Origin of the sequence: Pseudomonas sp. T8 (assembly GCF_024610635.1) — a bacterium.
Classification (GTDB): domain Bacteria; phylum Pseudomonadota; class Gammaproteobacteria; order Pseudomonadales; family Pseudomonadaceae; genus Aquipseudomonas; species Aquipseudomonas chlororaphis_I.
Genome location: NZ_CP102374.1, coordinates 1700851 through 1725934, shown reverse-complemented (window position 1 = coordinate 1725934; position 25084 = coordinate 1700851). Strand labels below are relative to the sequence as shown.

25 protein-coding genes are annotated in these 25084 nt (G+C 60.8%); 11 read left to right on the top strand and 14 right to left on the bottom strand.

The genetic code is table 11. From position 1 onward, the window contains the following. Positions 1–14: 14 nt before the first annotated feature. Positions 15–767 (bottom strand): carbonic anhydrase, encoded by a 753-nt coding sequence (locus NRG23_RS07535; protein WP_101282153.1) that lies wholly within the window; start codon positions 765–767, stop codon positions 15–17. Between the two features lie 265 nt (positions 768–1032). Further along, positions 1033–1335: a hypothetical protein gene (locus tag NRG23_RS07530; protein ID WP_009048294.1), complete on the bottom strand. Its 303-nt coding sequence runs from the start codon at positions 1333–1335 to the stop codon at positions 1033–1035. Positions 1336–1607: 272 nt separating this feature from the next. On the opposite strand from NRG23_RS07530, the gene NRG23_RS07525 reads away from it, so the two are divergent. The 3 genes from NRG23_RS07525 to NRG23_RS07515 all read left to right on the top strand — a co-directional run bounded on the left by NRG23_RS07525 (position 1608) and on the right by NRG23_RS07515 (position 6010). Next, positions 1608–2114, top strand: a complete 507-nt coding sequence (locus NRG23_RS07525) for a sigma-70 family RNA polymerase sigma factor (protein WP_101282154.1) — start codon at positions 1608–1610, stop codon at positions 2112–2114. Continuing rightward, positions 2111–3076 (top strand): FecR domain-containing protein, encoded by a 966-nt coding sequence (locus NRG23_RS07520; protein WP_257374274.1) that lies wholly within the window; start codon positions 2111–2113, stop codon positions 3074–3076. The genes NRG23_RS07525 and NRG23_RS07520 overlap by 4 nt, the downstream gene beginning before the upstream one ends. A 96-nt stretch (positions 3077–3172) precedes the next feature. Then, positions 3173–6010, top strand: coding sequence for a TonB-dependent receptor (locus NRG23_RS07515; protein WP_257374273.1), 2838 nt, complete (start codon positions 3173–3175; stop codon positions 6008–6010). An 85-nt stretch (positions 6011–6095) separates the two neighbouring features. Here NRG23_RS07515 and NRG23_RS07510 read toward each other — a convergent pair whose 3' ends face one another. Next, positions 6096–8312, bottom strand: a complete 2217-nt coding sequence (locus NRG23_RS07510) for an OsmC domain/YcaO domain-containing protein (protein ID WP_257374267.1) — start codon at positions 8310–8312, stop codon at positions 6096–6098. 365 nt (positions 8313–8677) lie between these two features. Between NRG23_RS07510 and NRG23_RS07505 the strand changes: the two genes are divergently transcribed. Continuing rightward, positions 8678–9298, top strand: a complete 621-nt coding sequence (locus tag NRG23_RS07505) for a TetR/AcrR family transcriptional regulator (RefSeq protein ID WP_009048299.1) — start codon at positions 8678–8680, stop codon at positions 9296–9298. A 197-nt stretch (positions 9299–9495) separates the two neighbouring features. Beyond that, positions 9496–10767, top strand: a complete 1272-nt coding sequence (locus tag NRG23_RS07500; RefSeq protein ID WP_257374266.1) for an OmpP1/FadL family transporter — start codon at positions 9496–9498, stop codon at positions 10765–10767. A 132-nt stretch (positions 10768–10899) separates the two neighbouring features. On the opposite strand, the gene NRG23_RS07495 is transcribed toward NRG23_RS07500, so the two are convergent. Continuing rightward, positions 10900–12360 carry an efflux transporter outer membrane subunit gene (locus NRG23_RS07495; RefSeq protein ID WP_257374264.1) on the bottom strand — a complete coding sequence of 487 codons (1461 nt, stop codon included), beginning with the start codon at positions 12358–12360 and terminating at the stop codon, positions 10900–10902. A 218-nt stretch (positions 12361–12578) separates the two neighbouring features. Between NRG23_RS07495 and NRG23_RS07490 the strand changes: the two genes are divergently transcribed. Together NRG23_RS07490 and NRG23_RS07485 are read left to right on the top strand one after the other, a co-directional pair. Next, positions 12579–13688, top strand: coding sequence for an efflux RND transporter periplasmic adaptor subunit (locus tag NRG23_RS07490; RefSeq protein WP_257375132.1), 1110 nt, complete (start codon positions 12579–12581; stop codon positions 13686–13688). Further along, positions 13685–16774, top strand: coding sequence for an efflux RND transporter permease subunit (locus tag NRG23_RS07485; protein WP_124310860.1), 3090 nt, complete (start codon positions 13685–13687; stop codon positions 16772–16774). Before NRG23_RS07490 ends, NRG23_RS07485 begins: the two co-directional genes overlap by 4 nt. A 97-nt stretch (positions 16775–16871) precedes the next feature. Here NRG23_RS07485 and NRG23_RS07480 read toward each other — a convergent pair whose 3' ends face one another. The 7 genes from NRG23_RS07480 to NRG23_RS07455 all read right to left on the bottom strand — a co-directional run bounded on the left by NRG23_RS07480 (position 16872) and on the right by NRG23_RS07455 (position 20035). Beyond that, positions 16872–17492: a hypothetical protein gene (locus NRG23_RS07480; protein ID WP_257374263.1), complete on the bottom strand. Its 621-nt coding sequence runs from the start codon at positions 17490–17492 to the stop codon at positions 16872–16874. 57 nt (positions 17493–17549) lie between these two features. Then, a complete protein-coding gene (locus NRG23_RS07475) occupies positions 17550–17810 on the bottom strand; it encodes a bacteriocin immunity protein (RefSeq protein ID WP_038636525.1) in 261 nt (86 codons plus the stop codon). A 4-nt stretch (positions 17811–17814) separates the two neighbouring features. Then, entirely contained in the window at positions 17815–18078 is a 264-nt protein-coding gene (locus NRG23_RS07470) for a bacteriocin immunity protein (RefSeq protein WP_038631508.1), read from the bottom strand. A 5-nt stretch (positions 18079–18083) separates the two neighbouring features. After that, on the bottom strand, positions 18084–18158 hold the full coding sequence (locus NRG23_RS32805) for a bacteriocin immunity protein (RefSeq protein ID WP_115344063.1): 75 nt from the start codon (positions 18156–18158) through the stop codon (positions 18084–18086). Positions 18159–18205: 47 nt separating this feature from the next. Next, the gene (locus NRG23_RS32800) at positions 18206–18346 is read right to left on the bottom strand and encodes a pyocin S6 family toxin immunity protein (protein ID WP_235184599.1); all 141 of its coding nucleotides are present in this window, start codon (positions 18344–18346) and stop codon (positions 18206–18208) included. Between the two features lie 113 nt (positions 18347–18459). Next, entirely contained in the window at positions 18460–18711 is a 252-nt protein-coding gene (locus NRG23_RS07460; RefSeq protein WP_038631509.1) for a bacteriocin immunity protein, read from the bottom strand. Positions 18712–18718: 7 nt separating this feature from the next. Beyond that, positions 18719–20035 carry an S-type pyocin domain-containing protein gene (locus NRG23_RS07455; RefSeq protein ID WP_257374260.1) on the bottom strand — a complete coding sequence of 439 codons (1317 nt, stop codon included), beginning with the start codon at positions 20033–20035 and terminating at the stop codon, positions 18719–18721. 261 nt (positions 20036–20296) lie between these two features. On the opposite strand from NRG23_RS07455, the gene NRG23_RS07450 reads away from it, so the two are divergent. Continuing rightward, complete coding sequence (locus NRG23_RS07450) at positions 20297–21520, top strand: MFS transporter (protein ID WP_257374259.1); 1224 nt, start codon at positions 20297–20299, stop codon at positions 21518–21520. Positions 21521–21526: 6 nt separating this feature from the next. On the opposite strand, the gene NRG23_RS07445 is transcribed toward NRG23_RS07450, so the two are convergent. After that, positions 21527–22021, bottom strand: coding sequence for a PaaI family thioesterase (locus tag NRG23_RS07445; RefSeq protein WP_257374257.1), 495 nt, complete (start codon positions 22019–22021; stop codon positions 21527–21529). A 45-nt stretch (positions 22022–22066) separates the two neighbouring features. Beyond that, positions 22067–22504 (bottom strand): hypothetical protein, encoded by a 438-nt coding sequence (locus tag NRG23_RS07440; RefSeq protein WP_009048311.1) that lies wholly within the window; start codon positions 22502–22504, stop codon positions 22067–22069. Between the two features lie 177 nt (positions 22505–22681). On the opposite strand from NRG23_RS07440, the gene NRG23_RS07435 reads away from it, so the two are divergent. The 3 genes from NRG23_RS07435 to NRG23_RS07425 all read left to right on the top strand — a co-directional run bounded on the left by NRG23_RS07435 (position 22682) and on the right by NRG23_RS07425 (position 24118). Continuing rightward, positions 22682–23209, top strand: coding sequence for a DUF1993 family protein (locus NRG23_RS07435; RefSeq protein WP_101282166.1), 528 nt, complete (start codon positions 22682–22684; stop codon positions 23207–23209). A gap of 217 nt (positions 23210–23426) precedes the next feature. Then, on the top strand, positions 23427–23756 hold the full coding sequence (locus NRG23_RS07430) for a hypothetical protein (protein ID WP_257374256.1): 330 nt from the start codon (positions 23427–23429) through the stop codon (positions 23754–23756). Positions 23757–23938: 182 nt separating this feature from the next. After that, positions 23939–24118, top strand: coding sequence for a hypothetical protein (locus NRG23_RS07425; RefSeq protein WP_025809700.1), 180 nt, complete (start codon positions 23939–23941; stop codon positions 24116–24118). 46 nt (positions 24119–24164) lie between these two features. Here the strand turns inward: NRG23_RS07425 and NRG23_RS07420 are convergent, their stop codons facing one another. Continuing rightward, positions 24165–25061 (bottom strand): DMT family transporter, encoded by an 897-nt coding sequence (locus tag NRG23_RS07420; RefSeq protein ID WP_028682221.1) that lies wholly within the window; start codon positions 25059–25061, stop codon positions 24165–24167. Between the last annotated feature and the right edge of the window lie 23 nt (positions 25062–25084).

Sequence of the window (25084 nt, the reverse complement as noted above, 5' to 3'; positions counted from 1 at the left end):
GCGCACTGTCCGGTTCAGGCAATCAACTCGACTTTACCGGTGGCAAGGCGGTAGATGCCGCCTACAATTTTCAACCTGCCTTTGTCGAGCGCATCGGTGAGCAGTGGCGTGGCCTGTTTAAGGCTGGCGACCGAGTCCTTGATGTTTTGCACTGTGGCATTTTCCATAAGCGCCCCGGGTTGCTTGAGCACTTTCTCGATAGAGGGCTTGAGTGCATCGGTCAGTTTCTGGATATGCCCAGGAAAAACGGCGTGGTCTTTTACTGCTTTGATGCCGGCCTCGATGGCGCCGCAGCTCTCATGCCCCAGTACCAGAATAAGCGGGGCGCCGAGTGCCGCGACGGCGTATTCGAGGCTGGCCAGGCCTTCGCCGGTGACGAAGTTGCCCGCAACGCGTATGGCGAAAAGATCGCCTCGGGCTGTGTCGAAAGCGTATTCGGGAGCGATCCGCGAGTCGGAGCAACTGAGCACCGCCACGAACGGGTTCTGCCCGGAAACCAGGGCTTCGCGCTCGTCCTTGAAGTCGTGGGTCTTTGAGTTTCCGCTGACATAACGCTCATTACCTTCGACCAGCCTTTGCAGTGCCTGGTCGGGGCTGATGGCGTTCTGTGGTTTGGGCGGCGCGGCGGTTTTTTCGGCGGCATGGACCAGCCTGTCTGGCAGTACGCCGGCTATCAGCAGGGCGCCTGCTCCCAGTCCGGCGAAGCGAAGAAAACGACGACGATCGTGGGTGTTTGCGGCGGAGTTTGAATCACATGATTCACACATGATTTTGTGTACTCGGGTCGACTCGATGGGAATGACTGCCGTTGGGGGCCAGGAACCTTCGGCCCTGGAGTGTTGGAGTCTAGACGGTGCTGTGTGGGTCGTTGTATCCGCCTTTGAATGCGGCCAGATGGCAAATCACCTACCCGCAGATCGCCGCACAGTCGGGCCTGAGATCAGACTATGTGAAATCCCGGCAATCTACCGACCGATCAAAACAAAAGCCCCGACAAGTCGGGGCCTTTTGCTTTAAGCCGCTGCCGCCAGCTCAGTTCGTGCAAGTAAGCCGTGAATATTTCGGCGGATCGAGCAGAATCCCCGGGGTCATGAAGGTCGAGCAGTTGAACACGCGGCCCTTGGCGGTGGTGGCCTTGAAGTTCAGTTCCGCGCCGCCGAGAAAGTCTTCTTTGCTTTTGGTGACGGGCCCCATGGTGAGTTCGTCGGTCGAGGCCAGGCCAATGGTTTCCGAGGTGACCTTGTGTATTTGCAAGACATTGGGAGTGGTCGAGCAACCCGCCAAGGTACCCGCCAGAAGCAGTAACGCGGGGGCAAAGATGTAGTTTTTGTTCATGGCATATTTTCCTTAATAGTGTTTCGCCCTGGTTATCCTCGATCCTCGACAGGGGGCACGTCGGAAGACGTAAAGCAGGGGATTCTGACCAGCCACCCCCTCTTGAATCTGACTCGGTAGAGTGACTCATTTCAGCATGGCGCCTGGGGCGCGCCTATAGGTCATATGTGCTATTCAGGAGGCCTTCCCAAGCCCGCGCCACTCCTCGGCGCTGTACAACTCTCGCCCGCAAATAATAAAATGAGAAGCATTATCATTAATGCGAATCTGACATGCACGACGACAGCTTTGCCTCGCCCGTCGCCCGGTTGTATGCGAACCATCACGGCTGGCTTCGGGGCTGGTTGCATCGACGGTTGGGGCACAGTGCCGATGCCGAGGACCTGGCTCACGACACCTTTGTCCGGGTGATGCGTTCGCAGGAGGATGTGCGCGAGTTGCGCCAGCCCATGGCGTTTCTCGCGACCATTGCCAATGGCTTGCTGATCAATCGCTGGCGGCGCCAGGCGATCGAGCGGGCTTACCTGGAAGCCCTGGCGGCGCGGCCAGTGGCCGAGGAGCCTTCGCCGGAAGAGCGGCACCTGATGATCGAAACCCTGTTGCAGCTGGATTTGCTGCTGGTGGGGTTGTCGTCGCGGGTGCGGCAGATTTTCTTTTTGTCCCAGCTCGACGGCTTGACCTACCCGCAGATCGCCGCGCGGTTGAGCCTGAGCGTGGCCCAGGTGCAGCGGGCCATGGGCAAGGCGTTCAGTGTCTGTTACGCGAGCCGTTTTGAATGAGTAGTGCGGTTGTCGACCCGCGGGTGCGGGACAGTGCCATCGACTGGATGGTCCGGGCGCAGTCCGGGCTGATGACTGCCGCCGAGCATCAGGCCTTGCAGCAGTGGCGGCAGGCGAGCGCCGAGCATGAGTACGCCTGGCAGCGGGTCAGCAGTTTGCCGTTGATGCTGCAACCCGGAGCCAATCTGTTGGCCGATGCCACGGCGCGTCGGGCACTGGAGTCGGCCGGGGCCGATCCGCAGCGCCGTCGACAGGTGCTCAAGTGTCTGCTCGCCCTGAGCCTGCTTGGCGGAGCTTCCTGGCAGGGTGCGGATTCGACCCTGGTGCGTTCGGCCCTGGCCACTTACCGCACCAGTATCGGCGAACGTCGGCGCTGGGCCCTGGCGGACGGCAGCTCGCTGTGGCTGAACACCGCCAGCGCGGTGAACCTGGAGCTGACTCCGCAGCAGGGCACCGTGCAGTTGATCGAGGGCGAGATGGCGCTGGATGCGCGGGCCGAATCGCCGGCTGTGCAACTGCTGACCCCGGACGCGGTGCTGTACGGCCGTGGCGCCCATCTGCTGGTGCGCCACGATCGGCAGGGCACCCAGGTGAGGGTGCTGCGCGGTCTGGTGCAGCTCAGTGCCCGGCGCCATTGGCTACCGGTGCCGCTGGAGGCCGGTTGGCAAACCCGGGTCGACAGCCAGGGCGTCGGGGCGCCGAGCCGCGTTGATCTGTTGATGGCCCAGGCCTGGCTGCGGGGCATCTTGCCGGCCGAGCGCATGCGCCTGGACACATTGCTGGCTGAACTCTCGCGCTACCGCCCGGGCTTTTTGCGTTGCAGCGCAGAGGTCGCGGCCTTGCGCGTGACCGGCAGTTTCCAGCTGGACGACACCGATGCCGCGTTGGCGCTGGTGGCCAATACGCTGCCGGTGCGCATCGAGCGACGAACCCGTTATTGGGTGACTGTGGTGCCGGCCTGAAACTTTTTTTCTCCGGGGCGATAGTTTTTTCGATCTGGCTTGGCCTTTAGGTATGACCCACCGGGACAGGTGGGTGCCAACCCCTAGGAGCCTTGCATGATTTTCCCCGCCCGTGCCTTGTGTACCCGCACCTTTGGTCTGCTTTTCCTCAGTTTGCAGCCGCTCTGCGGCGCGGCCGTGTTCGCCGCTGGCGAGCGCCAGCACTACAGCATCGACGCCGGCCCGCTGGACCAGGCGCTGTCGCGTTTCGGCGTGCAGGCGGGCATCAATATGGCGGGCAGCGCCACGCTGACGGAAGGCAAGCGCAGCCAGGGCCTGCAAGGCGATTTCAGCACCGAGGCGGGCCTGGCACGGTTGCTGGCGGGAACCGGCCTGGGCTATCAGCGCCAGGTGGACGGCAGCTTCGAGTTGTATCGGGCGGGCGGGGAGATGGTGCTGCCATCGCAGAAAGTCGTTGGCGAAGACCTTGAGCAGAAGGAGGTGTATTCGGCGCCGCGATCGTCGCTGTATATCTCCGGCGAGGACATGCAGCGCTTTGGCGTGATCTCGGTCGGTGACCTGCTCAAGGGCCAGCCTGGGGTCCAGGTCGGCGACAGCCGCAACGGTGGCGGCCTGGATGTGAACATCCGCGGCATCCAGGGCCAGAGCCGGGTGGCGGTGACCGTCGACGGTTCGCAACAGGCACTGGATGTCTATCGCGGTTATGCGGGCACCCAGCAACGCAGCTACATCGACCCGGACCTGATCAGCGACATCGCCATCGACAAGGGCCCGAGCCTGACCTCCAGCGCCATCGGCGGCACGGTGAAGATGCGCACCCTCGGCGTCGAGGATATCCTGCAGGACGGCAAGAGCATCGGCCTGCGCTTGAAGGGTGACCTGTGGAACAACGGCGTCGCTCCCGCCTCGCGCGACGGCCACTCGATGACCGAGGAGCTGTTCTCGGAGCCGCACCAGAGCCGTGGCGGCCTGTTCGGTTCGAAGGCTGAGTCCGGCAGTGCCGCGTTCGCCTATAGCCATGAATTCTTCGATGTGGTGGCGGCCTATGCCCACCGCAACCAGGGCAACTATTTCGCCGGCAAGAAGGGCCAGGACCGCTATCGCACCTACGACCGTTACGGCGGTGAAGAGATGACGGTGGCCACCACCTATAACGCCGGTGAGGAAGTGCTGAACTCCTCTTCGCAGACCGAATCCTTCCTGCTCAAGACCACCCTGCGCCCGGCAGACGGCCACAGCTTCGACCTGGGCTACCGCCGCTACGACGGGCGCATCGGCGAGATCATGCCGTCGGACATTTTCCGTTTCGGCACCGGCGGCATCTACCAGTACCCACTGGGCCACACCAAGATCGACACCTACACCGCGCGCTACCACTACCTGCCCGACGGCAATCCGCTGGTGGACCTGACGGCCAGCCTGTGGATGACCGACGCGCAGACCAGCCAGCTGACCTCGGTGGCGGCGCCGGCTTCGCAAGCCTATCGCTCGGATCGCAGCTGGAGCCGCCAGGCCGACCGCCGCATTGGTGGCGACCTGGCCAACACCTCGCACATGCAGAGCGACTATGGCGATTTCAAGCTGGACCTGGGCGGCTCGTTCCAGGTCGAGGACCTGCGCCCGCAAAAAAGCGTGGTCACCACCCAGCACGACATCAATGCCAACCGCATGCTGCGCGAAGGGGAGCGGCAGGAGTTCAGCCTGAACGGCAAGCTGGAGTACAAACCGATCGACAGCCTGACGCTGTGGGGCGGCGGGCGTTACACCTACTACCGCACCCAGGATAAGGTCGCCCATGCGACGGCGCGTCGGGAGGAGCGCGACTTGCGTTACCTGAGCGTTTCCAACGAGCAAAGCTACGGCAACATGATGTGGTTCCCGGACTCGAACGGGCAGTACACCGACGCCACGGATCCGCGGTTGAACAACGGGATCGTGTTCAAGAACACCAACTATCCGTTCGAGGGTATTCGCTACAACGACTTCGGCGCGACCGACTCGAGGGTCTATCCGTCCGAGGTCGGCGAGGTGGTCAGCGGTTATGACTATTCTGGAAAGAACCGCAACAGCGGCGGCGCCTTCGCCCCGGCCTTCGGCATCAATCTCGAAGTGGCGCCGGACACCTTCGTCTATGCCTCCTACACCCAGGGCCTGCGCATGCCCTCGCTGTTTGAAACCAGCCAGGGCGTGTTGCAGACCATGCCGGGCAAGGGCCTGAAGCCCGAGCGTTCCAGCAGTTGGGAAATCGGCGCCAGCACCCTGCACAAAGGCCTGCTGCTGGACAACGACTCGGCGGCGATCAAGCTGGCTTACTTCAACAACAGCATCAAGAACTACATCACTCGCTACTACGACCCGAGCCCGGGCCTGATGGGCCTGATGCGCTTCAGCAATACCGACAGCTACAAGACCAGCGGCCTGGAGCTGCAGTCGCACTATGACGCTGGACGGGTGTTCGCGGACTTTTCGTCCACCTACTACCTGAAGACCGAAACCTGCGACTCGGCCTTCGTCGCTCGGCTGCGGGCCAGCAGCAATCGCTATCGGGACCTGAGCAACACGCCGGACTGTACGCCGGGCAGCTTCATGGGCTCGTACTCCAACACCCAGAACCCGCCACGCTTCTCGGCGAACCTGACCTCGGGCCTGCGCTTCTTCGACCAAGCCCTGACCCTTGGCGGGCGCGCCACCTACAGCTCCGGCCCGACGGTCAAGGCCGACGAGAACTGGCAGACCGGCGCCACCACACCGCAGCTGGTCTACCGCGAGGTGGCGCTGTTCGACCTGTTCCTCAACTACAAGTTGAAGGAACACACTCAACTCAGCGTGTCGCTGCAGAACCTGACCGATCGCTACTACCTGGACCCGCTGGCACAGAGCTTCATGCCGGCGCCGGGGCGGACGTTACGGGTGGGGGTGTTGACGAAGTTCTAAGGGGAGAGGGAGGGGCGGCCAGCCATTTGTGGCTGGCCAGACCGATAGTTGCCCGCCGCGACGGGGCAACTATCGACAACAGCCATCAGTTGGAGAGAGCCGTCACCTTGGCCCGCGCCGCGTGCAGCTTCTTGTAGCTGTCGATCAGACGCAGGTGGCGGTCGATCCCTTCCAGCTTCATGCTGGTCGGCGTCAGGCCATAGAAGCGCACTTCGCCATTCACCGAGCCAATCACCGCATCCATCCGCTCGTTGCCGAACATGCGACGGAAATTGACTTCGTAATCCGCCAGGTCCAGATCTTCGTCGAGTTCCATCTCCAGCACCGCATTCATCGCCTGGTAAAACAGGCCACGCTCGGCGGTGTTGTCGTTGTACTGCAGGAACATCTCCACGCACTCCTTGGCTTCTTCATATTGCTGCAAGGCCAGGAAGATCAGCAGCTTCAACTCCAGGATGGTCAGTTGGCCCCAGGCGGTGTTGTCGTCGAACTCGATGCCGATCAGGGTGGTGATATCGGTGTAGTCGTCCAGCTCGCTTTCTATCAGGCGCTCGAGCAACGCCTGCAACTCATCCTCGTCGAGGCTGTGCAGGTTGAGGATGTCGGAGCGGAAGAACAGCGCCTTGTTGGTGTTGTCCCAGATCAGGTCTTCCACCGGGTAGATTTCCGAGTAGTCCGGCACCAGGATGCGGCAGGCGGTTGCGCCGAGGTGCTCGTACACGGCCATGTAGGACTCTTTGCCCATGCCTTCGAGAATGCCGAACAAGGTCGCGGCTTCCTGGGCGTTAGACCCTTCTTTTTCACTGGAGCCGCCCTGGCCGGAGAAGTCCCACTCGACGAATTCATAATCCGACTGGGCGCTGAAGAAGCGCCACGACACCACGCCGCTGGAGTCGATGAAGTGCTCGACGAAGTTGTTCGGCTCGGTGACCGCCTGGCCTTCGAACGTCGGCGGCGGCAAATCGTTCAAGCCCTCGAAGCTGCGGCCTTGCAGCAGTTCGGTGAGGCTGCGCTCCAGCGCCACTTCCAGGCTTGGGTGAGCGCCGAACGAGGCAAATACGCCACCGGTACGCGGGTTCATCAAGGTCACGCACATCACCGGGAACTCACCGCCCAGGGATGCGTCTTTGACCAGCACCGGAAAGCCCTGGGCTTCCAGGCCCTGGATGCCGGCGAGAATCCCCGGGTATTTGGCCAAGACTTCTGCCGGTACATCCGGCAGGGCGAACTCGCCTTCGATGATTTCGCGTTTGACGGCGCGCTCGAAGATCTCCGACAGGCACTGCACCTGGGCTTCGGCCAGGGTGTTGCCGGCGCTCATGCCGTTGCTGAGGTAGAGGTTTTCGATCAGGTTGGACGGGAAGTACACCACTTCGCCGTCCGACTGGCGCACGAACGGCAGCGAAACAATGCCGCGCTCTTCATTGCCGGAATTGGTGTCGAACAGGTGCGAGCCGCGCAGTTCGCCGTCGCGGTTGTAGATTTTCAGGCAGTAGGGGTCGAGGATTTCGCTGGGCAGCTCATCCTTGGGGCCCGGCTTGAACCAGCGCTCGTCCGGGTAATGCACGAACGGCGCGTTGGCGATCTCCTCGCCCCAGAACTGATCGTTGTAGAAGAAGTTGCAGTTCAGGCGCTCGATGAACTCACCCAGCGCCGAGGCCAGCGCGCCTTCCTTGGTCGCGCCCTTGCCATTGGTAAAGCACATCGGCGACTGCGCGTCGCGGATATGCAGCGACCAGACGTTGGGCACGATATTGCGCCACGAAGCGATCTCGATCTTCATGCCCAGGCCGGCCAGGATGCCGGACATGTTGGCGATGGTCTGTTCCAGCGGCAGGTCCTTGCCGACGATATAGGTGCTGTGCGAGCCCGCGCTCGGCATCAACAGGGCCTGGGCATCGGCGTCGAGGTTTTCCACCTCTTCAATCACAAACTCAGGCCCGGCCTGTACCACTTTCTTGACGGTGCAACGGTCGATGGAGCGCAGGATGCCCAGGCGGTCCTTGTCGGAAATATCCGCCGGCAACTCGACCTGGATCTTGAAGATCTGGTTGTAGCGGTTTTCCGGATCGACAATGTTGTTCTGCGACAGGCGAATGTTGTCGGTGGGGATATTGCGAGTGTCGCAGTACAACTTCACGAAGTACGCCGCGCACAACGCCGATGACGCCAGGAAATAGTCGAACGGACCCGGTGCCGAGCCATCGCCCTTGTAGCGGATGGGCTGGTCGGCCACCACCGTGAAGTCATCGAACTTGGCTTCAAGTCGGAGGTTGTCGAGAAAGTTGACCTTGATTTCCATGGGGAACACCGAATAACGAGCAAAACGAAATGGCGGCCATTATCCGGTTTTTCAGCGCGAAGTCTTGCGCTTTTCGGCAAGCGGGGCAGGTCGCTGGGGCGCGTGGGGTGGCAGGGCGTTGGCTTGCGCTGGGGGAGGAGGTCGCGGCCTTGGGTGTGGGATCGATCATCGAATGTGCTTTCAGGTGCTGCGCCTTCCTCGGGCCAGCGGATTTGCTATGTGGATTGCCCCGACCTCAGCCTGTTCGCATGTTCGCTGGTGTTTTCTCAGTCGCCCTGGAGGGGCATTCGGAACGGTCGATTTGTGACTATATATCTTATCGGTCACAAGTTGTCAGTCCGCCATAGGGTGAGTAAGCTGTTCCCATGAATCAGCCATCGATATCTTCGCCCAGCGCCCGCGGCCCAGCCGATCACGACATTCGAAACCAGATTGTCGCGGCGGCCAACGAACACTTCAGCCAGTACGGCTATGGCAAAACCACGGTCTCCGACCTGGCTAAAGCCATCGGCTTTTCCAAGGCCTATATCTACAAGTTTTTTGATTCCAAGCAGGCGATCGGTGAAGCCATCTGTACAAATTGTCTGGCAGAAATCGTTGCGGCTGTCGAGCAGGCCATCAATGTCGAGACCCTTTCACCAACGGAGCGCTTTCGACGCTTGGTCAAAACGGTGATCGCCACAGGGGTGAACCTGTTCTTCAATGACCGGAAACTCTATGACATCGCCGCGTTTTCTGTGTCGGAGCGTTGGCCCAGCTCGCAAATTTATGACGCCCAGATCAAGCAATTCATTTTGCAAATTGTGCGTGAAGGGCGAGAGGTTGGTGAGTTCGAACGCAAGACTCCCCTGGACGAGACAGTAGAGGCGATACATCTTGCTCTGCGGCCATTCGTCAATCCACTACTGCTGCAGTACAACCTCGATTTCGTCGAAGAGGCGCCCACGCTCACTTCCAACCTCATCCTGCGTAGCCTCATGCCTTGACCTTCGGCTAACGGTCGCACGCCTGCCAGGCTAAGCGACATATCACTCCATCAGCTTTTCACTTTGCCCTTCCTCCCACCGTCGAAGGGCATTTATTTATCCGTAATGTGACTGTTGACTGAAATGGTCACGTGAATAAATATGGTCGTCCGTTGTTTCTACCCTTTCATCTCGGCGATAACCATAGAGTTCCAATAATGAAAAAAATATTGCTCAAGAGCCCACTTGGCCTCGCTGTTGTGCTCGCATCTTCCCATGTGTTTGCGAGCGGTTTCGCTCTCAATGAACAGAGCATCAGCGGGATGGGCTCTGGATTTGCCGGTCGCTCTTCCTCTGCTGAAGATGCGAGCACGGTCTTCGGCAATCCGGCGGGCATGTCTCGTCTGAAAAGAGAACAAGCCAGCGTAGGGGCGGCGACTCTTTTTGCGAAGTCCGACATAAGCCAGACCCGCAGTACATTCGGAGGCCAGGAAGACGGCGACATGGTGCCTGCGACTACGGTACCCATGGGGTACTACGTCAAACCCATTGATGAGCATTGGGCGTTCGGTGTTGGGTTTTATGTGCCTTTTGGCCTGATCACCGATTATGGCAGCGGCTTTGCGGGGCGTTACTACGCCAACAAAAGCGAGGTCACGACCCTTACGTTCCAGCCCACCATCAGCTATGCCTTTAACGACACAGTTTCGATCGGGTTCGGCCCCACCATCAACCGTATCAGCGGCGAGTTGTCCGGGATGGTGCCCAATCCGCTCAGCCCTGGTCGCAACGACGGAAAACTCAAAAGCACGGGCGACGACACGGCCCTTGGTTTCAACGCCGGCATTCTGGTGCAGGCTACAGATCGAACTCGCCTCGGCTTGACCTACCACTCCAAGGTTAGTTACCACCTGGATGCCAAGACCAAGGTCACCGACGGCATCTTTAGCGTGCTGGGGGTTAGCGGCCGAAGCTATGACGCTTCTCTGGATGTGAATACGCCGGAATCAGTGGATTTCTCGGTGACTCATCAGCTCAATAATGACTGGACCCTGTATCTGGGGAGCACCTGGACCCGCTGGAGTCGCTTCAAGGAACTGACCATCGAGAACACGGGGTTGCCCCCTTTGTTGAGCGGCTCGCTGGGCACTGTTACCGAAGAACAGAACTGGCGTGATACGTGGGCGCACGCTATCGGTACGTCGTACCAACTGAACAACCATTGGGTTCTTCGGGCAGGCTTGTCAGTCGACCAGTCGCCCGCCAACAACACCAATCGTGGACCACGCATTCCAACGGGCGACCGAACGGTTATCAGCTTCGGTGCAGGCTGGACCCCGGTGGACAATGTCACGATCGACGTTGCTTATTCCTATCTGTGGGAAGAGAGTGTGCGGGTCAACGATACTTCCGCGACCCGGGGCGCATACAGTTCCAAGTATAAGAACAGCGCGAGCGGGCTCGGCACTTCCGTCAGCTATCGTTTCTGATAGACAGAGCGCCGTTCTACGATAATTGTCCGGCCGGGAGCGCAGGTTACGCCCCGGCCTTTTAAAGCACATCCCTGGCATTTCCCCTTGGAGGGAAGCGGTTTCGTCGGAGCGCCACGTCGCCTGGTCAAGTCATCGAGTCGCTACGGACCGGGTCTCAGGAGGTTGCCAGCCACCACCGAGCGCCTTGAATGCCGCGACCGCCGCCCGTGCCGATTCCGTCCGCGCCTGCGCTCGGGCATCGGAAGCCTGAAGCATCGTTTCGTCGGCGTGCAGAACATCAATCAGGCTGGCCGTGCCTTTTTCGTAGGCAATGAACGACGATTGGCGAGCCTGTGCCAGAGATGCCTCGCCTTCAGTCAGGGTGGCTGCCTGAGCGTCCCGATTCACCAGGGCGGAGAAGGCATTCTCGACATCCTCGGTGGCGCGTAATACCGACTGACGGTAAGCGGCCAGGGCTTCGGCTTCTTGTCCCGTGGCTTGATCGATTTGAGCGTTTATGCGGCCAAAGTCGAAAAGTCTCCAGCGCAGCCCCAGTACGCCCGCCGACTGATTGGCGCCGCCAGTGAAAAGGTTGCCCCCGGATACAGCCGTGGCGCTACCGAGCAAGGCGCTGAGGGAGAATTTCGGGTAGTACTCGGCAATCGCCACCCCGATGCGTGCATTGGAGGCTGCAAGACGGCGCTCAGCCACGATGAGATCCGGCCTGCGGCGCAGCAGATCGGCCGGCGTTCCCGTGGCCTTTATCTGCGGCGCAAGAGGAATACTCCCTGCATTTGCCAGTTGCGTGCGATGGGTGCCCGGCGGTGTACCGAGCATTACATCCAGTGCATTCATGGCAGCATCCAGGCCGGTCTGCAGGACCGGCACTGTCGCTTGGACCTGCGATAGCGCTCCCTCAGTCTGGTGAACCTGATAGTGGGCAGCGAGGCCCTTGCCGTAGAGCAAGCGGACTTTCTCCAGCAGTCCCTGCTGCGTTTTGACTTGTCGATTCGCAATGTCCAGCCGCGCCTGCAATCCGCGGATGCTGATGTAGATATCGGCGGTTTGCGCGGCGATGGCCAGTCGTGTGGCAGCGGCGCCTGCCTCGGAGGCCTGGTACTCGGCGAGTGCGGCTTCGCGTCCGCGTCGCAGGCCGCCAAAGACATCAATCTCCCAGCCAGCACCGAGGTTAACCTCGTAGGCGCTTCCGTACCGATCATAGCCAGGCGTCGAGTTCAGCACCTGGCCGAGCGGGGTCTCGATGGATTGGTAGGAGCGCGCGGCCTGGCCACTGATGTTTCCCGAGGGCAGCAAGGCGGCATTTGCCGCAGCCAATCCTGCCCGTGCCTGCGTAACGCGCGCCGACGCCTGCGCCAGATCCAGGTTCTGTTCAAGAGCCTTGGAGACGAAGTCGGTTAGCACCGGATCACCAAAACCTTCCCACCAGGCCACGAGACTGGCCGGCGTCGCTACAGGCCTCAGCTCGACAGCGGACTGATCCAGGTAACGATCCGAGAGAGGAGCGTCCGGACGTTGATAGTCCGGACCGACCGCGCAGCCTGCCATCAAGCTGGCGCTCACCAAAAGAGCAAGGGGGCGAAGGGGAGGCATTGAGGTTCCTTCAATCGAGGATATTTGTGACCATATTACGTTATGGTCACAAGCTGTCAATCAATAGCATTGACCAGTATTTCAAAAAACACTCAATGAATACGGAGTTTTTCGCGTAATCGCTGGCAGTCTCAATGGATGTTAATTTGTGACTATTGACAGATGTGGTCACTGTACTGAGAATGTGGGCCATGTCCTATTGTTCAGTAAGGGAACCTATGCGCCGGCCTCGACCTGTCCCCATTGCCGCTTGCTTGTTGCCTCTAGTCCTGGCGGCGTGTGGCGACTCATCCACCGTTGAAGATCCACGCACCCATGCCCCTCTGGTGAGGGCTTCTGCGGTTCAGGGGGCGTCCGACGTTTCACGCTCCTTCACTGGCGTCGTGGCTGCCCGCGTCCAGGGCGACCTGGGCTTTCGGGTATCAGGCAAGATACTTGAGCGCTTGGTTGATACGGGTCAGACCGTCAAGCGAGGTCAGCCGCTCATGCGTCTCGACCCCATCGACCTGGGGTTGCAGGCGCGAGCACAGCAAGAGTCGGTCATGGCCGCTCGGGCCCGAGCCAGGCAGACAGCCGATGATGAGGCCCGATATCGCGACCTGGTCGGCGCAGGTGCTATTTCTGCATCGGCGTACGATCAGGTCAAAGCCGCGGCTGATAGCGCAAAGGCGCAGCTCAGCGCTGCTCAAGCGCAGGCTGACGTGGCTCGCAATGCTTCCGGTTATGCGGTGCTGTTTGCCGATTCCGACGGCGTTGTGGTGGAGACGCTCGCCGAGCCCGGGCAAGTCGTCAGCCCAGGGCAGCCTGTGGTGCGACTGGCGCGGGCCGGGCAGCGCGAAGCCATCGTGCACCTGCCCGAGACGCTACGCCCGGCAGCAGGATCCACTGCGCAGGCGACGCTTTACGGCAACACCGCGGGTGCTGTTACAGCGAGGCTGAGGCTGCTGTCTGACTCGGCCGACCGTATGACGCGCACCTTTGAGGCGCGGTATGTGCTTGAGGGCGCGTTGGCCAATGCGCCGTTAGGTTCGACCGTCACGCTTCGGATCGCCGAAGACGCCGCCAATGGACAGGTGCTGCAAGTGCCGATCGCTGCTGTTTATGACCCGGGCAAAGGCACTGGCGTGTGGGTCATTGCTGGCGAACCAGCGAAGGTGACCTGGCGACCTGTCCGGGTCCTGGGCTTGAGCGACGACGCAGCGCGAGTTGCAGGCGATCTCAAGGCCGGCGAGCAGATTGTCGCCTTAGGCGCACATCTGCTGCGCGATGGTGAGGAGGTGAGGCTGGCTCAACAGGGTGACATCAAGGTTGCCGGGAGCCATCCATGAGCCAGGGGCGCTTCAATCTTTCGGCGATCGCTGTTCGCGAGCGCTCGATCACGGTATTCCTGATCTTCCTGATCGCTGTGGCAGGGATCCTGTCGTTTTTCCAGCTGGGGCGTGCGGAAGACCCGCCGTTTACGGTCAAGCAACTGACGGTCATTACCGCGTGGCCGGGCGCTACGGCGCAGGAGATGCAGGACCAGGTTGCAGAGCCACTTGAAAAACGCCTGCAAGAACTGAAATGGTACGACCGCACGGAAACCTACACCCGTCCGGGTCTCGCCTTCACCATGGTGACACTGCTCGATCGCACACCGCCTTCCCAGGTGCAGGAGGAGTTCTATCAGGCGCGTAAAAAACTCGACGATGAGGCCATCAAGTTACCGGCGGGGGTGATTGGCCCGATGGTCAACGACGAGTTTGCAGATGTGACATTTGCGCTGTTCGCCTTGAAAGCCAAAGGCGAGCCGCAGCGACTGTTGGTGCGTGATGCGGAATCGTTGCGCCAGCGCCTGTTGCACGTGCCGGGCGTGAAGAAGGTCAACATCATTGGTGAGCAGGCCGAACGCATCTTTGTTTCCTTCTCCCATGATCGGTTGGCCACGCTGGGCGTATCCCCCCAGGACATTTTTGCCGCGCTGAACAATCAGAACGTGCTCACGCCTGCCGGCTCAATTGAAACCGATGGGCCGCAAGTCTTCCTCCGCCTCGACGGTGCCTTCGATAAGGTGCAGAAAATTCGTGACACGCCTCTTGCGGTCCAAGGTCGAACACTGAAGCTCTCGGACGTGGCGACGGTCGAGCGGGGTTATGAAGATCCGGCAACCTTCCTCGTGCGTAACAACGGTGAGGAGGCCCTGTTACTGGGCGTGGTGATGCGTGAGGGCTGGAACGGTCTGGACCTGGGCAAGGCATTGGACGCGGAGACGACGAAGATCAATGACGGCATGCCGCTGGGCATGACGCTCACCAAGGTCACCGATCAGTCTGTGAATATCAGTTCGGCCGTCGACGAGTTCATGGTCAAGTTCTTCGTCGCCCTGCTGGTGGTTATGCTTGTCTGCTTTCTCAGCATGGGCTGGCATGTAGGTATTGTGGTGGCGGCGGCTGTGCCGCTGACGCTGGCCGTGGTGTTTGTGGTGATGGCGGCTACCGGAAAGAACTTTGACCGCATTACCCTCGGGTCGCTGATTCTGGCGCTCGGACTGCTGGTGGACGACGCCATCATTGCTATCGAGATGATGGTGGTGAAAATGGAGGAGGGCTACGACCGCATCAAGGCTTCCGCCTATGCCTGGAGTCATACGGCCGCACCGATGCTTTCCGGTACGCTGGTGACCGCTATCGGCTTTTTGCCCAATGGCTTCGCCCAGTCGACAGCCGGCGAGTACACCAGCAACATGTTCTGGATCGTGGGCATTGCCCTGATTGCATCGTGGGTAGTGGCGGTGGCCTTCACCCCCTATCTGGGTGTGAAGCTGTTGCCGAAGATCAAGACGGTCGAAGGGGGTCACGCGGCCATCTACAACACCCCTGGCTACAACCGCTTCCGCCGGATCTTGACGCGCGTCATCGCCCGTAAATGGCTGGTGGCCGGTACCGTTATCGCTACCTTTGTCGTGGCGATTCTCGGCATGGGCCTGGTCAAGAAGCAGTTCTTCCCCACCTCGGACCGTCCAGAAGTGTTGGTCGAAGTGCAAATGCCCTATGGAACCTCCATCGAGCAGACCAGCGCCACCACCGCCAAGATCGAGGCCTGGCTGCAAAAGCAGGCTGAAGCCAAAATCGTCACGGCCTATATCGGGCAAGGTGCGCCGCGCTTCTACCTGGCGATGGCGCCGGAGCTCCCGGATCCATCATTCGCCAAGGTTGTGGTGCTGACGGATAGTCAGGAGGCACGTGAGGCCCTCAAGTTCCGTATGCGTGAGGCCATTGCTCAAGGGCTTGCACCAGAAGCGCGTGTCAGGGTTACGCAGCTGGTGTTTGGTCCGTATTCACCCTTTCCTGTCGCCTATCGGGTGATGGGGCCTGACCCATCAACATTGCGTGAGATCGCCGACCAGGTACAGAACGTGATGCAGGCGAGTCCCCTGATGAGAACCGTCAACACTGACTGGGGCCCGCTAACGCCGACGCTGCATTTCACCCTGGATCAGGACCGCTTGCAGGCGGTGGGGCTGACGTCCAGCGCTGTCGCGCAGCAGCTGCAGTTCCTGCTCGCGGGAGTACCGATCACGGCCGTTCGTGAGGACATTCGTTCGGTGCAGGTGATCGGGCGTGCTGCGGGTGATATCCGGCTCGACCCTGCAAAAATAGAAGGCTTTACGCTCGTGGGCACGGCGGGCCAGCGGATTCCGTTGTCCCAGGTAGGGGAAGTCGGCGTGCGTATGGAGGATCCGATCCTTCGGCGTCGTGACCGCACCCCGACCATTACCGTGCGCGGCGACATTGCCGAAGGCTTGCAGCCACCGGACGTCTCGAGCGTGATCATGAAGGCGCTGCAGCCGGTCATCGACAAGCTGCCTGATGGGTATCGTATCGAGCAGTCGGGGGCCATTGAGGAGTCGGGCAAGGCCGGCCAGGCGATATTGCCGCTGCTCCCGATCATGATTGCCATCACGCTGCTGATCATCATCCTGCAGGTACGCTCGACCTCGGCGATGATCATGGTGTTTCTCACCGCGCCGCTGGGATTGATTGGCGTGGTCCCGACATTGCTCATCTTCCAGCAACCGTTTGGTATCAACGCCCTGGTCGGCCTGATCGCACTTTCGGGCATTCTGATGCGTAATACGCTGATTCTGATTGGACAAATCCATCACAACGCACAAGAAGGACTGGATCCGTTCCATGCCGTGATCGAAGCCACAGTACAGCGTGCTCGCCCGGTGCTGCTGACAGCGCTGGCGGCCATCCTGGCGTTCATCCCCCTGACACACTCCGTCTTCTGGGGGACCCTGGCTTACACCTTGATCGGAGGCACGTTCGTCGGAACCATCATGACGCTGGTGTTCCTGCCGGCGATGTACTCCATCTGGTTCAAGATCAGTCATGCCAGTCAAAGGCAAACTGAAACAGCAGAACTGGCGTAAGCACGCGAACTTACCAAAAGAGAGGACGCCACCCCGTCCTCTCGTCGTGCACCTCACTACAAAGCTGGGTTCTCAATACCCAGTCTGCAAGCTTCTCTCACTCATCACCTATTAACGCCAGGCTGGCAGCCCACTCTTGCGTGGCAGTGTAGCGGGCGTAATAAACCCGCTTCTCTGCCTCGCTCAAGCCGGTAAAAAACGGCAGGAAGTACTGGTCGTTGTAGTAGCCCTGGGCACCTTGCAACTGCGTTCCCCACCATGCCGGGTTGTAGCCCTCGAAGGCTATCCAGGGCGGCGGAACGGCGAAACGCTGGTGCTGAATGGCCTCGAGGAAGTCAGTGCTGTTGGTTACCAGGCGCACCGTGACGGCGTTGAATTCCCGGCTGGATATAAAGCAAATCAGGCGCTGGTTGTTCTGGGCGTTTTCATACTGCCTGACGGGAAGCTCGTTGAAGCTTCGCTCGTGGGTCAGGATGAAGCTGGATTCGATAAGGGCCTGGAAAGAATCCCTATCGCTTCCATCGATCAGCAAGGCCCCGTAATAAGCCGGCACGCCTGTGCCTTCCAAAGAAACCGCGCGCAGTGGAAGGGGCAGGGCAGGAGTGGTGTGTGGCAGAGGTTTGGTGAAAATTGATTGGAGTTCTGACAGGGAGTAGCCAGCAATCTGCTCTTTGGGGGCTCGGTCAAAAAGAGCTGCGATACGGCTGAAAAAATTCATATCGTCCTTGATTCAGCTTTGGTGGGTTTATTGAAATGGCTCTTCAAGGCCATTGATTTAGGTTTCCTTGAAACCTGGAAAACCGTTTGCTCTGCGCCACTCCTTGACTGTTTTCAAGATCCCTTCTGGCGAGTCATCAGCATCGTCAGCAGGATAGAAAATCAGATCTGAGCCTTCGGGGTGTTCTGAGATTTCCTGAAAGTGTCGGACTAAAACAGAGTGGTCGTCCTCACTCTGACAGCTAACCTCACAGATATCTGTCAGAAGTTGAAGGAACTCTTGCTCTGTGTAATCAGAAATACTGCCCCTTGAGGTCATCACCTTAAGCCTCCTTGAAACCCGGCAGGTGGTTGGCCGAGCGCCACTCTTTCACGGTCTTGATAATGCCCTCGGCGGAGCTGTCGGCGCCGTTTTCGGGGTAATAGATCAGGTCGGAGCCGGCGGGGTGCTCGGTGATTCGCTCGAACTCATCGAGTAACGGGTCGAGGACTTCATCAGGAGCCCCTTTGTTTGCAGCGAATAATTCCTGCATGAATTCTATGAATTCAGCTTCGGTGTATTCATCCAGGCGACTTTTGGCGGCCATTGCTTTTATGGCTCCTTGAACCCAGGCAAGCCGTTTGCCTTGCGCCACTCTTTGACGATTCGGGTATCCAGGATGGACATGGTTTTTCCTTCATGGAGGGTGTGTCAGGCCGGTCATATAGCGTTGGTCAGCAGTGGCAGCTGATGTACAGCTCCAGATCTTTGGGGAGTGGGATGGCTGTAAGTCGTTCTATGGCGCTGGCTTGCTCTTGGGTGAGGAGGTAGCTATGTACGGCGTCTGCTTCGCTCTGCCAATCCATGATCGGCATCAGCATTTCTGTAGTGAGAGTCGGTAGTTTTGTCTCGAATACAGCGTCGTCACTGTTTGTAGGTGCGCCGTGTATCTCGAATTTCAGTGGGGCTTTCCCAGCGCGAAATACCGTCACGACTTGAATCCTGGTAGCCCATTTGCCTTGCGCCACTCTTTAACGGTCTTGGTTATGCCTTCGGGGGAGTCATCAGCCCCATCTTCTGGATAGAAGATAAGGTCAGTACCGTTTGGGTGCTCGGTAAGCTGTCTGAATTGCATCAGTAGTTCGCCAAGGTCTTTATCGGAACCACCTTCGTTGATGACGAGTATCTTGTGGATGAAGTTAACGAATTCGGTCTCGGTGTAATCGGAGATTTTTTTCATGTGGCGCCTACCGATTTCTGTGAATGTTGATGTGATTTTTAGGTGTGGTTACCCGTAAATTGTCTACGTTATAAACCTCACCACCATCTGCAATTTGCTCAATATGGTGCAACTCGAAAGTACCTCTTTTTCCTACTGCGTCTCTATCGCGAACAGCTGGTGCATTACCTGTACTTAGGCGCTTTTGGGCACGCTGATTAAACTGGCCGAACAGTGTAGGGTTTTCACCAACGGTCCTCCAAAATGCTCTCCGAAAAGCATCAAAGCTTCTGAACTCCTTCCCGCGCAACTGATCAGCAATCTCCGTGGGTATCGGAGAGCCCAACCCGGAGCCGGCCCCAGCAAGCCAGACTCCATTTATATCCTGCCCCTGACCCGTAACCACACCGGGCGTCTTGCGCACGCTCAGCACGATATAGAGCGGCTGAACCCCTGACCCCGGCGGGAACACCAGGATGAAATCCTTGTACTCCGGTGGGTAGATCGGGTCGACGATGATGGTGTCCGCCTGTTCGGTGGGCGGAAAGATCCAGATGTGCGGCGCCTGGGGCGCGGACTCCAGTGGGGGGATGCCGGATGTGCTGGACGGGTTGACTGCTGGGGGCCAGATCAGGGTGACGCCGTCGCCGAAGTCGGCCACCTGTTGCTGGCCTTTGGTAACGAAGCGCACCACCGGGACCATTTCCCAGCCACGCTGCTTTTGCGTGTTGTAGCCGTAGCCCTTCAGCGTGCCGTCGGGCCGTTGTTCGATATGCAGGCGCACGCGGGTGCGACCTTCTTTCAGGGCGTCGAGTTGCTCGGGGGTGTACAAGGCGCTATCGCCCAGGCTCGACGGCCAGAGCATGGCCACCACGCCAGCCAGGGCACCCGCGACAACTCCGTTGGTTGCCACGCCAGCCCCGGCAGACGCCATGGCCTCGCCACCCAGCGCCAGGCTGCCCAGCGCGGCGGGAAGGGCGCCGCCGCTGATTTTCTTGAGCGGGATATTCCCCGCAGCGTCCGCCCGACGACCACCCAGCAAGACAAGCTCGCCATAGTCCTTGATGGCGTCGGTGGGGATCGCCCCGGATGGGCTGAGGTAGTCCATGACCCCGTCGGGCAGCTTGCAGGATTTGGTAAAGGTGCAGCCGGCCATCGCCTGTTGCTTGCGGGGTGGGCAGGCGAGGCTGTCGGCATAGGCTTGTTGGCGGGCCAGCATCCGCTCATAGGCGTGTTGCCTGGCGTCTTGTTCCGCCAGTTCGCCGGGGGGCATGTCTCGGTAGGTGACGTGGTGCCCGTCGCCGGAAGGGGGACTCTTGATCGGGGGGAGTCTGTTGCGGGCCATCGAGGGTTCTGCCTGTCCATCCGTTGCGGTTTTCCGGCCAGAGGCGGGATGGCATCAACCCTATTGAGTCGGACGGGGCATTACTGTGGGAGGAATCTGAAAGGTTTGAAGGGCGAGTCTTTATTCTTGCGGGCTGGTGGTCAGGCGATTCTGGCCAGCCAGTGAATGCCCGGGCGGTGGGTGCCGCTCCAGCCCATCTATGCTGCCGCACCGGGTTCCTGCTTAAATGCCAGCGCCTATCCACTCAGCGCGCCTGACACCATGAATACCTTCAAGGACGAACTTGCTCTCACCGAGCCGCCAGCCGAAGCAGCCTCGATCCGTCGTCGATCGTTGTTTGCCGGCTGTGGAGCCCATGCCATCCATGATGGCTTGACCGACCTGATCTATGTCTTGCTGCCCATCTGGCAAAGCCAGTTCGGCCTGAGCTTTGCCCAGGTCGGGCTGTTGCGTGGGGCTTATTCGGGGATGATGGCCGGCTTTCAGCTGTTGGCCAGCCGTGCGGCCAGGCGCTGGGGGCGTGAGCGTCTGCTGGTGGGCGGCACGGCGCTGGCGGGGATGGCCTATCTGCTGGCGGGGCAGGCCGGGGGCCTGACGGTATTGCTGTTGGCCCTGCTGTTGGGTGGGCTGGGGGCAAGTACCCAGCATCCGTTGGCGTCGTCGATGATCACCGATACCCATGAGGCCGGTGGCGGCGTCAAGCAGGCGTTGGCGCAGTACAACTTTTCCGGCGATATCGGCAAGACCCTGATTCCGGGGCTGGTGGGCCTGTTGCTGACGCTGCTCAGTTGGCGCGCCAGTGTGACCCTGATGGGGCTGCTCGGGCTGGCGGCCGCCGGGTTGCTGTGGTGGTTGATTCCGGCGCAGGCGGCGGAGTCGTCCAAGCCCGAGAAGAGCGCCAAGGCGGTCAGCGGAAAAGGCTCGGCCAGCGGCCTGCGGGCTCTGATTGTCACCGGCACGCTGGACAGCGCGGTGCGCATGGGTTTCCTGACCTTCCTGCCGTTTCTGCTGAAAGCCAAGGGCGCCGGCACGGCGGGCATCGGCCTGGCGTTGACGATGCTGTTTGTCGGCGGGGCCTTCGGCAAGTTGCTGTGTGGTTACCTGGGCGCGCGCATCGGCATGATGAAAACCGTGTGGCTCACGGAGTTCACCACGGCGCTGTTGATCGTGCTGGCGGTGTACTTGCCCTATCTGGGCCTGATGGTGGTCTTGCCGCTGCTGGGGCTGGCGTTGAACGGCACCTCGTCGGTGCTCTATGGCGCGGTGCCGGACCTGGCGGGGGCGGGCAAGCGCGAGCAGGCGTTCGCGATTTTCTATACCGGCACCATCGGCGGCGGGGCGCTGGCGCCGGTGCTGTTCGGCAGCCTGGGGGACGTCACTGGCGTGCCCGTCGCGGTGATGGTGCTGGCGGCTACCTTGCTGCTGACGTTGCCGCTGTCCTGGTTTGTGCAGCGCGGCCTGGACGCGGATGCCCGGCTGGCCTGAGCCGGCTCAGGCTTCGCGTCCGTGGGCTGTTGCGGCCAGTTGCTCGGTATCGACCCGCACAAAGATCGAGTCGCCAACCGCCGTCAGCACATCGCCAGCGTAGACCTCGCAGATCACCCGGCTCTTGCGGCCGAGTTCGCCTTCGACCTTGGCGCGCAAGGTCAGGGGCACGCCCATCGGCGTCGGCTTGATGAATTTGATGCCGAGGTTGCCGGTCACGCAGTTGATCCGCGGCAGGCTGTCCAGGGCGCGTCTTTCGGCGCGGTAGTGGTAGGCCATGGCGGTCCAGTTCGAGTGGCAGTCCACCAGCATGGCGATCAGGCCGCCGTACACCAGCTCGGGCCAGCCGCAGTATTGGCTGTCCGGCAGGTGCTCGGCCATCACATGCACCCCATCCTCATGCCAGTGGCTCTTGATGTGCAGGCCATGGGGGTTGCTGCTGCCGCAACCAAAACAAACGCCGTCCGGCGCGGTGCTGTCTTGCAGGGAGAGTGGGTGCATGTGTCTTTACCTTTTTTATTGTTGGAGAGGGCCCTGGCGAAGCTCTCAGGCCGCCGCTTGTGCCTGTATCTGCAGGTCGCCGTCGACCTCCTTGACCAGCCCGCTGGCCAGCAGCAGCGGCAGCAGGCGCTTGTGCAACTGCGGCTCGACGAATTCCTTGACGGTGTCCAGCGCCAGGTTGCCGCTGGCTTCCAGCTCGGCCTTGGTGTAGGACAGCCAGGCCTTCTTCAGCACCAGCAGCACGTCGCTGCCGGCGGTGGTGGCGAAGCGACGGTGGGTCACCCGGCCGTCGAAGTCGAAGCTGTGCTGGTAGGCATAACCGCTCTCGTCACCCGCGCTGGCGACACAACGACCGCAGGTGCATGCGCCGTCGCCGAAGGCCGTGCGCAGGTAGGTGTTGAAGTCCACCACGGGCTTGAGCCCCAGGCGCTTGTCGACTTCGAACAGATCCCCGGTCATTTTTGCTTCACTGCTCAAGGTCATTTTCCTCATGTTCAGGTGGTGTATTACGTCAGGGGCGCACCTTAACAGCCAGATCGGCGGACGGGTACTTTTCTGCCGCCATCGGGGCCGGATTGCCATCTGCTAGGATTCTCAGCGCGCTGCCTCCGGGCGCGCTGCCTGCGCCTTGTCCACCGCTGATTCCTGCGAGGAGAAAGTATGTCGATCTATGCCATGACCGTCCCCTGTTTCGCCCAGATGCTGCGGGCGTTGAACAGCTTCTTGAGCAAGGGCGAGGAGCATGCTCGTGAACGGCACTTCGACCCGCAGGTCCTGCTGCAGGCGCGCCTGGCGCCGGACATGTATGACCTGGCGGCGCAGGTACGCTTTACCTGCACCCAGGCCCGGGAAGCGGTCCAGCGCCTCAGCGGCCTGCCGGTGACCGGGTTGCCGGCGCCGGCCAGCATGGCCGAGGCCAAGGCACTGATCGAGCAGACCCTGGCGTTCCTCGCCGAGGCGGATCGAGCACTGATCGAGAGCAGCGGCCAGCGCGCCGTGGCCATCGAGCTGCCCAACGCCATCGCCTTCGACATGACCGGCGAAGAATACGCCCGCAACTGGGCGACGCCGCAGTTCTATTTCCACCTGGTCACGGCCTACGACATCCTGCGGCATAACGGTGTGCCGCTGGGCAAGGCCGAGTATGCGCAGCATATGTTTGCCTATCTGCGCCAGCCGCAGGGCTAGCGCCGGCTACCGGCCTAGATATCCCTGCCGAGAAAACTGTCGACCGAATATCGCGGCGCTGCGCCAGTGGTTGCTGCCCGAGGCCGGCCGCGGCGCGAGCAGGTGGCCATTAAAAGAGCGGCATATTGCCTTCTCCGACAAGGCATCGTGCTGGCCCCGCAAGCGCTAAATCACCGCCAAAATCACTTTAATTTCAGGTGGTTAGGTAGATCGAAAAATGCGCAATGTGTGGATGACGCTGACCTCGTTCGCCTTGGTCAGCGTGGCTGTCGCGGCCGAGGGCAAGGAGTTGCCGGCCAGTGACCGGTATGTGTGCAGTTGGGGCGCGGGGACGGCGGCGCGGGCGCAGGAGCTGAAACTGTCGGGGGTTTCGCTGTATGCCGCGCGGCAGAAGTTGCAGACCTACAAGTTCAGCAAGGGCTGGATGCGCATGATGGCCATGGGCATTACCGAGCAGACCTACGACAGCCCCTCGCGGGCCAAGCCGGCCACGGTGCGGCAGAGCTTTTACGACGATTGCGTGCGTTTCAAGCTGGCGCGCAAGTAACCCAGTTGCCGCTTGCCCGCGCTGCCATGCAGGCGTGGGCGTTGGCAATCCTGGGGCGGGGTATCTCGGCCTTGCCTCCTGTCCCCGGACCTTTGGCCCATGAGCCGATAGAACTCGTCACCATCTGATCCGTATTTTTCTTCGTCACCTGCATCTGTATCGGGATCAGATCCGGCCTGACAATGACGCACCCCTCAGGCGCACCGGCCTGCCGGCTGGAGCCTGAGGCGGCGTTCTGCTTTTCGCGTTGGCGAAAACCTATTGTTCAGGAGGCCTTTATGGCGAAGATGGCGATTTTCTTGTTTGGATTCTTGGCGCTGACCATCGCGATTGGTCTGCTGGCGACCATCTCTCCGGTCTGAGGGGACACCTCAGGCCAGCCCGGTCTCGCCGAGGCGGGCCGAACCGCTATTTCGAAAACTTCCTCGCCCCGGCCACACACAAGATCACTGCCAGGGTCACTCCCAGCATGCCCAGGCTGACCTGTTCATGCAGCAGGGTGGCGGCCAGGGCCAGGCCAAAGAACGGTTGCAGCAATTGCAACTGGCCGACGGCGGCGATCCCTCCCTGGGCCAGCCCGCGGTACCAGAAGACAAAGCCGATCAGCATGCTGAACAGCGCGACGTACGCCAGGCTCAGCCAGGCGGGCAGGGTGATGCCGCTAAACGAAGATGGGGCACGCAACAGCGTCAGCACCGCCATCACCGGCAGCGCCAGCACCAAAGCCCAGGAGATCACCTGCCAGCCGCCCAGGGTGCGGGAGAGCTTGGCGCCTTCCGCGTAACCCAGGCCGCAGACCAGAATCGCCAATAGCATGAGAATGTCTCCGGCCGGTGCGGCGCTCAGCCCCTGGGACAGGGCAAACCCCACCACCAGCAGGCTGCCCAGCACCGAGAACAGCCAGAACACCGGCCGCGGCCGCTCGCCGCCGCGCAGCACGCCGAACACCGCGGTGGCCAGGGGCAGCAGGCCGAGGAAGACGATGGAGTGGGCCGAGGTCACATACTGCAAGGCCAGCGCGGTCAGCAGCGGAAAGCCCAGCACCACGCCCAGGGCCACTATCGCCAGGGGCCACAGCTGGTTTCTGCTCGGGCGCTTTTCCTTGAACAGCAGCAACAGGCACAAGGCCAGGACGCCGGCGATGCTGGCGCGGGCCACGGTCAGGAACAGCGGGTCGAACTCCAGCACGGCCACCCGGGTGGCCGGCAGCGAGCCGCTGAAAATCAGCACGCCGATAAAGCCGTTGAGCCAGCCGCTCGCGGCTTTTTGTGTGCTGGGGTGTGGCAGGGGCGATGTCCGTTCCATTCAGGGGCTCAGCTCTGTTCAAG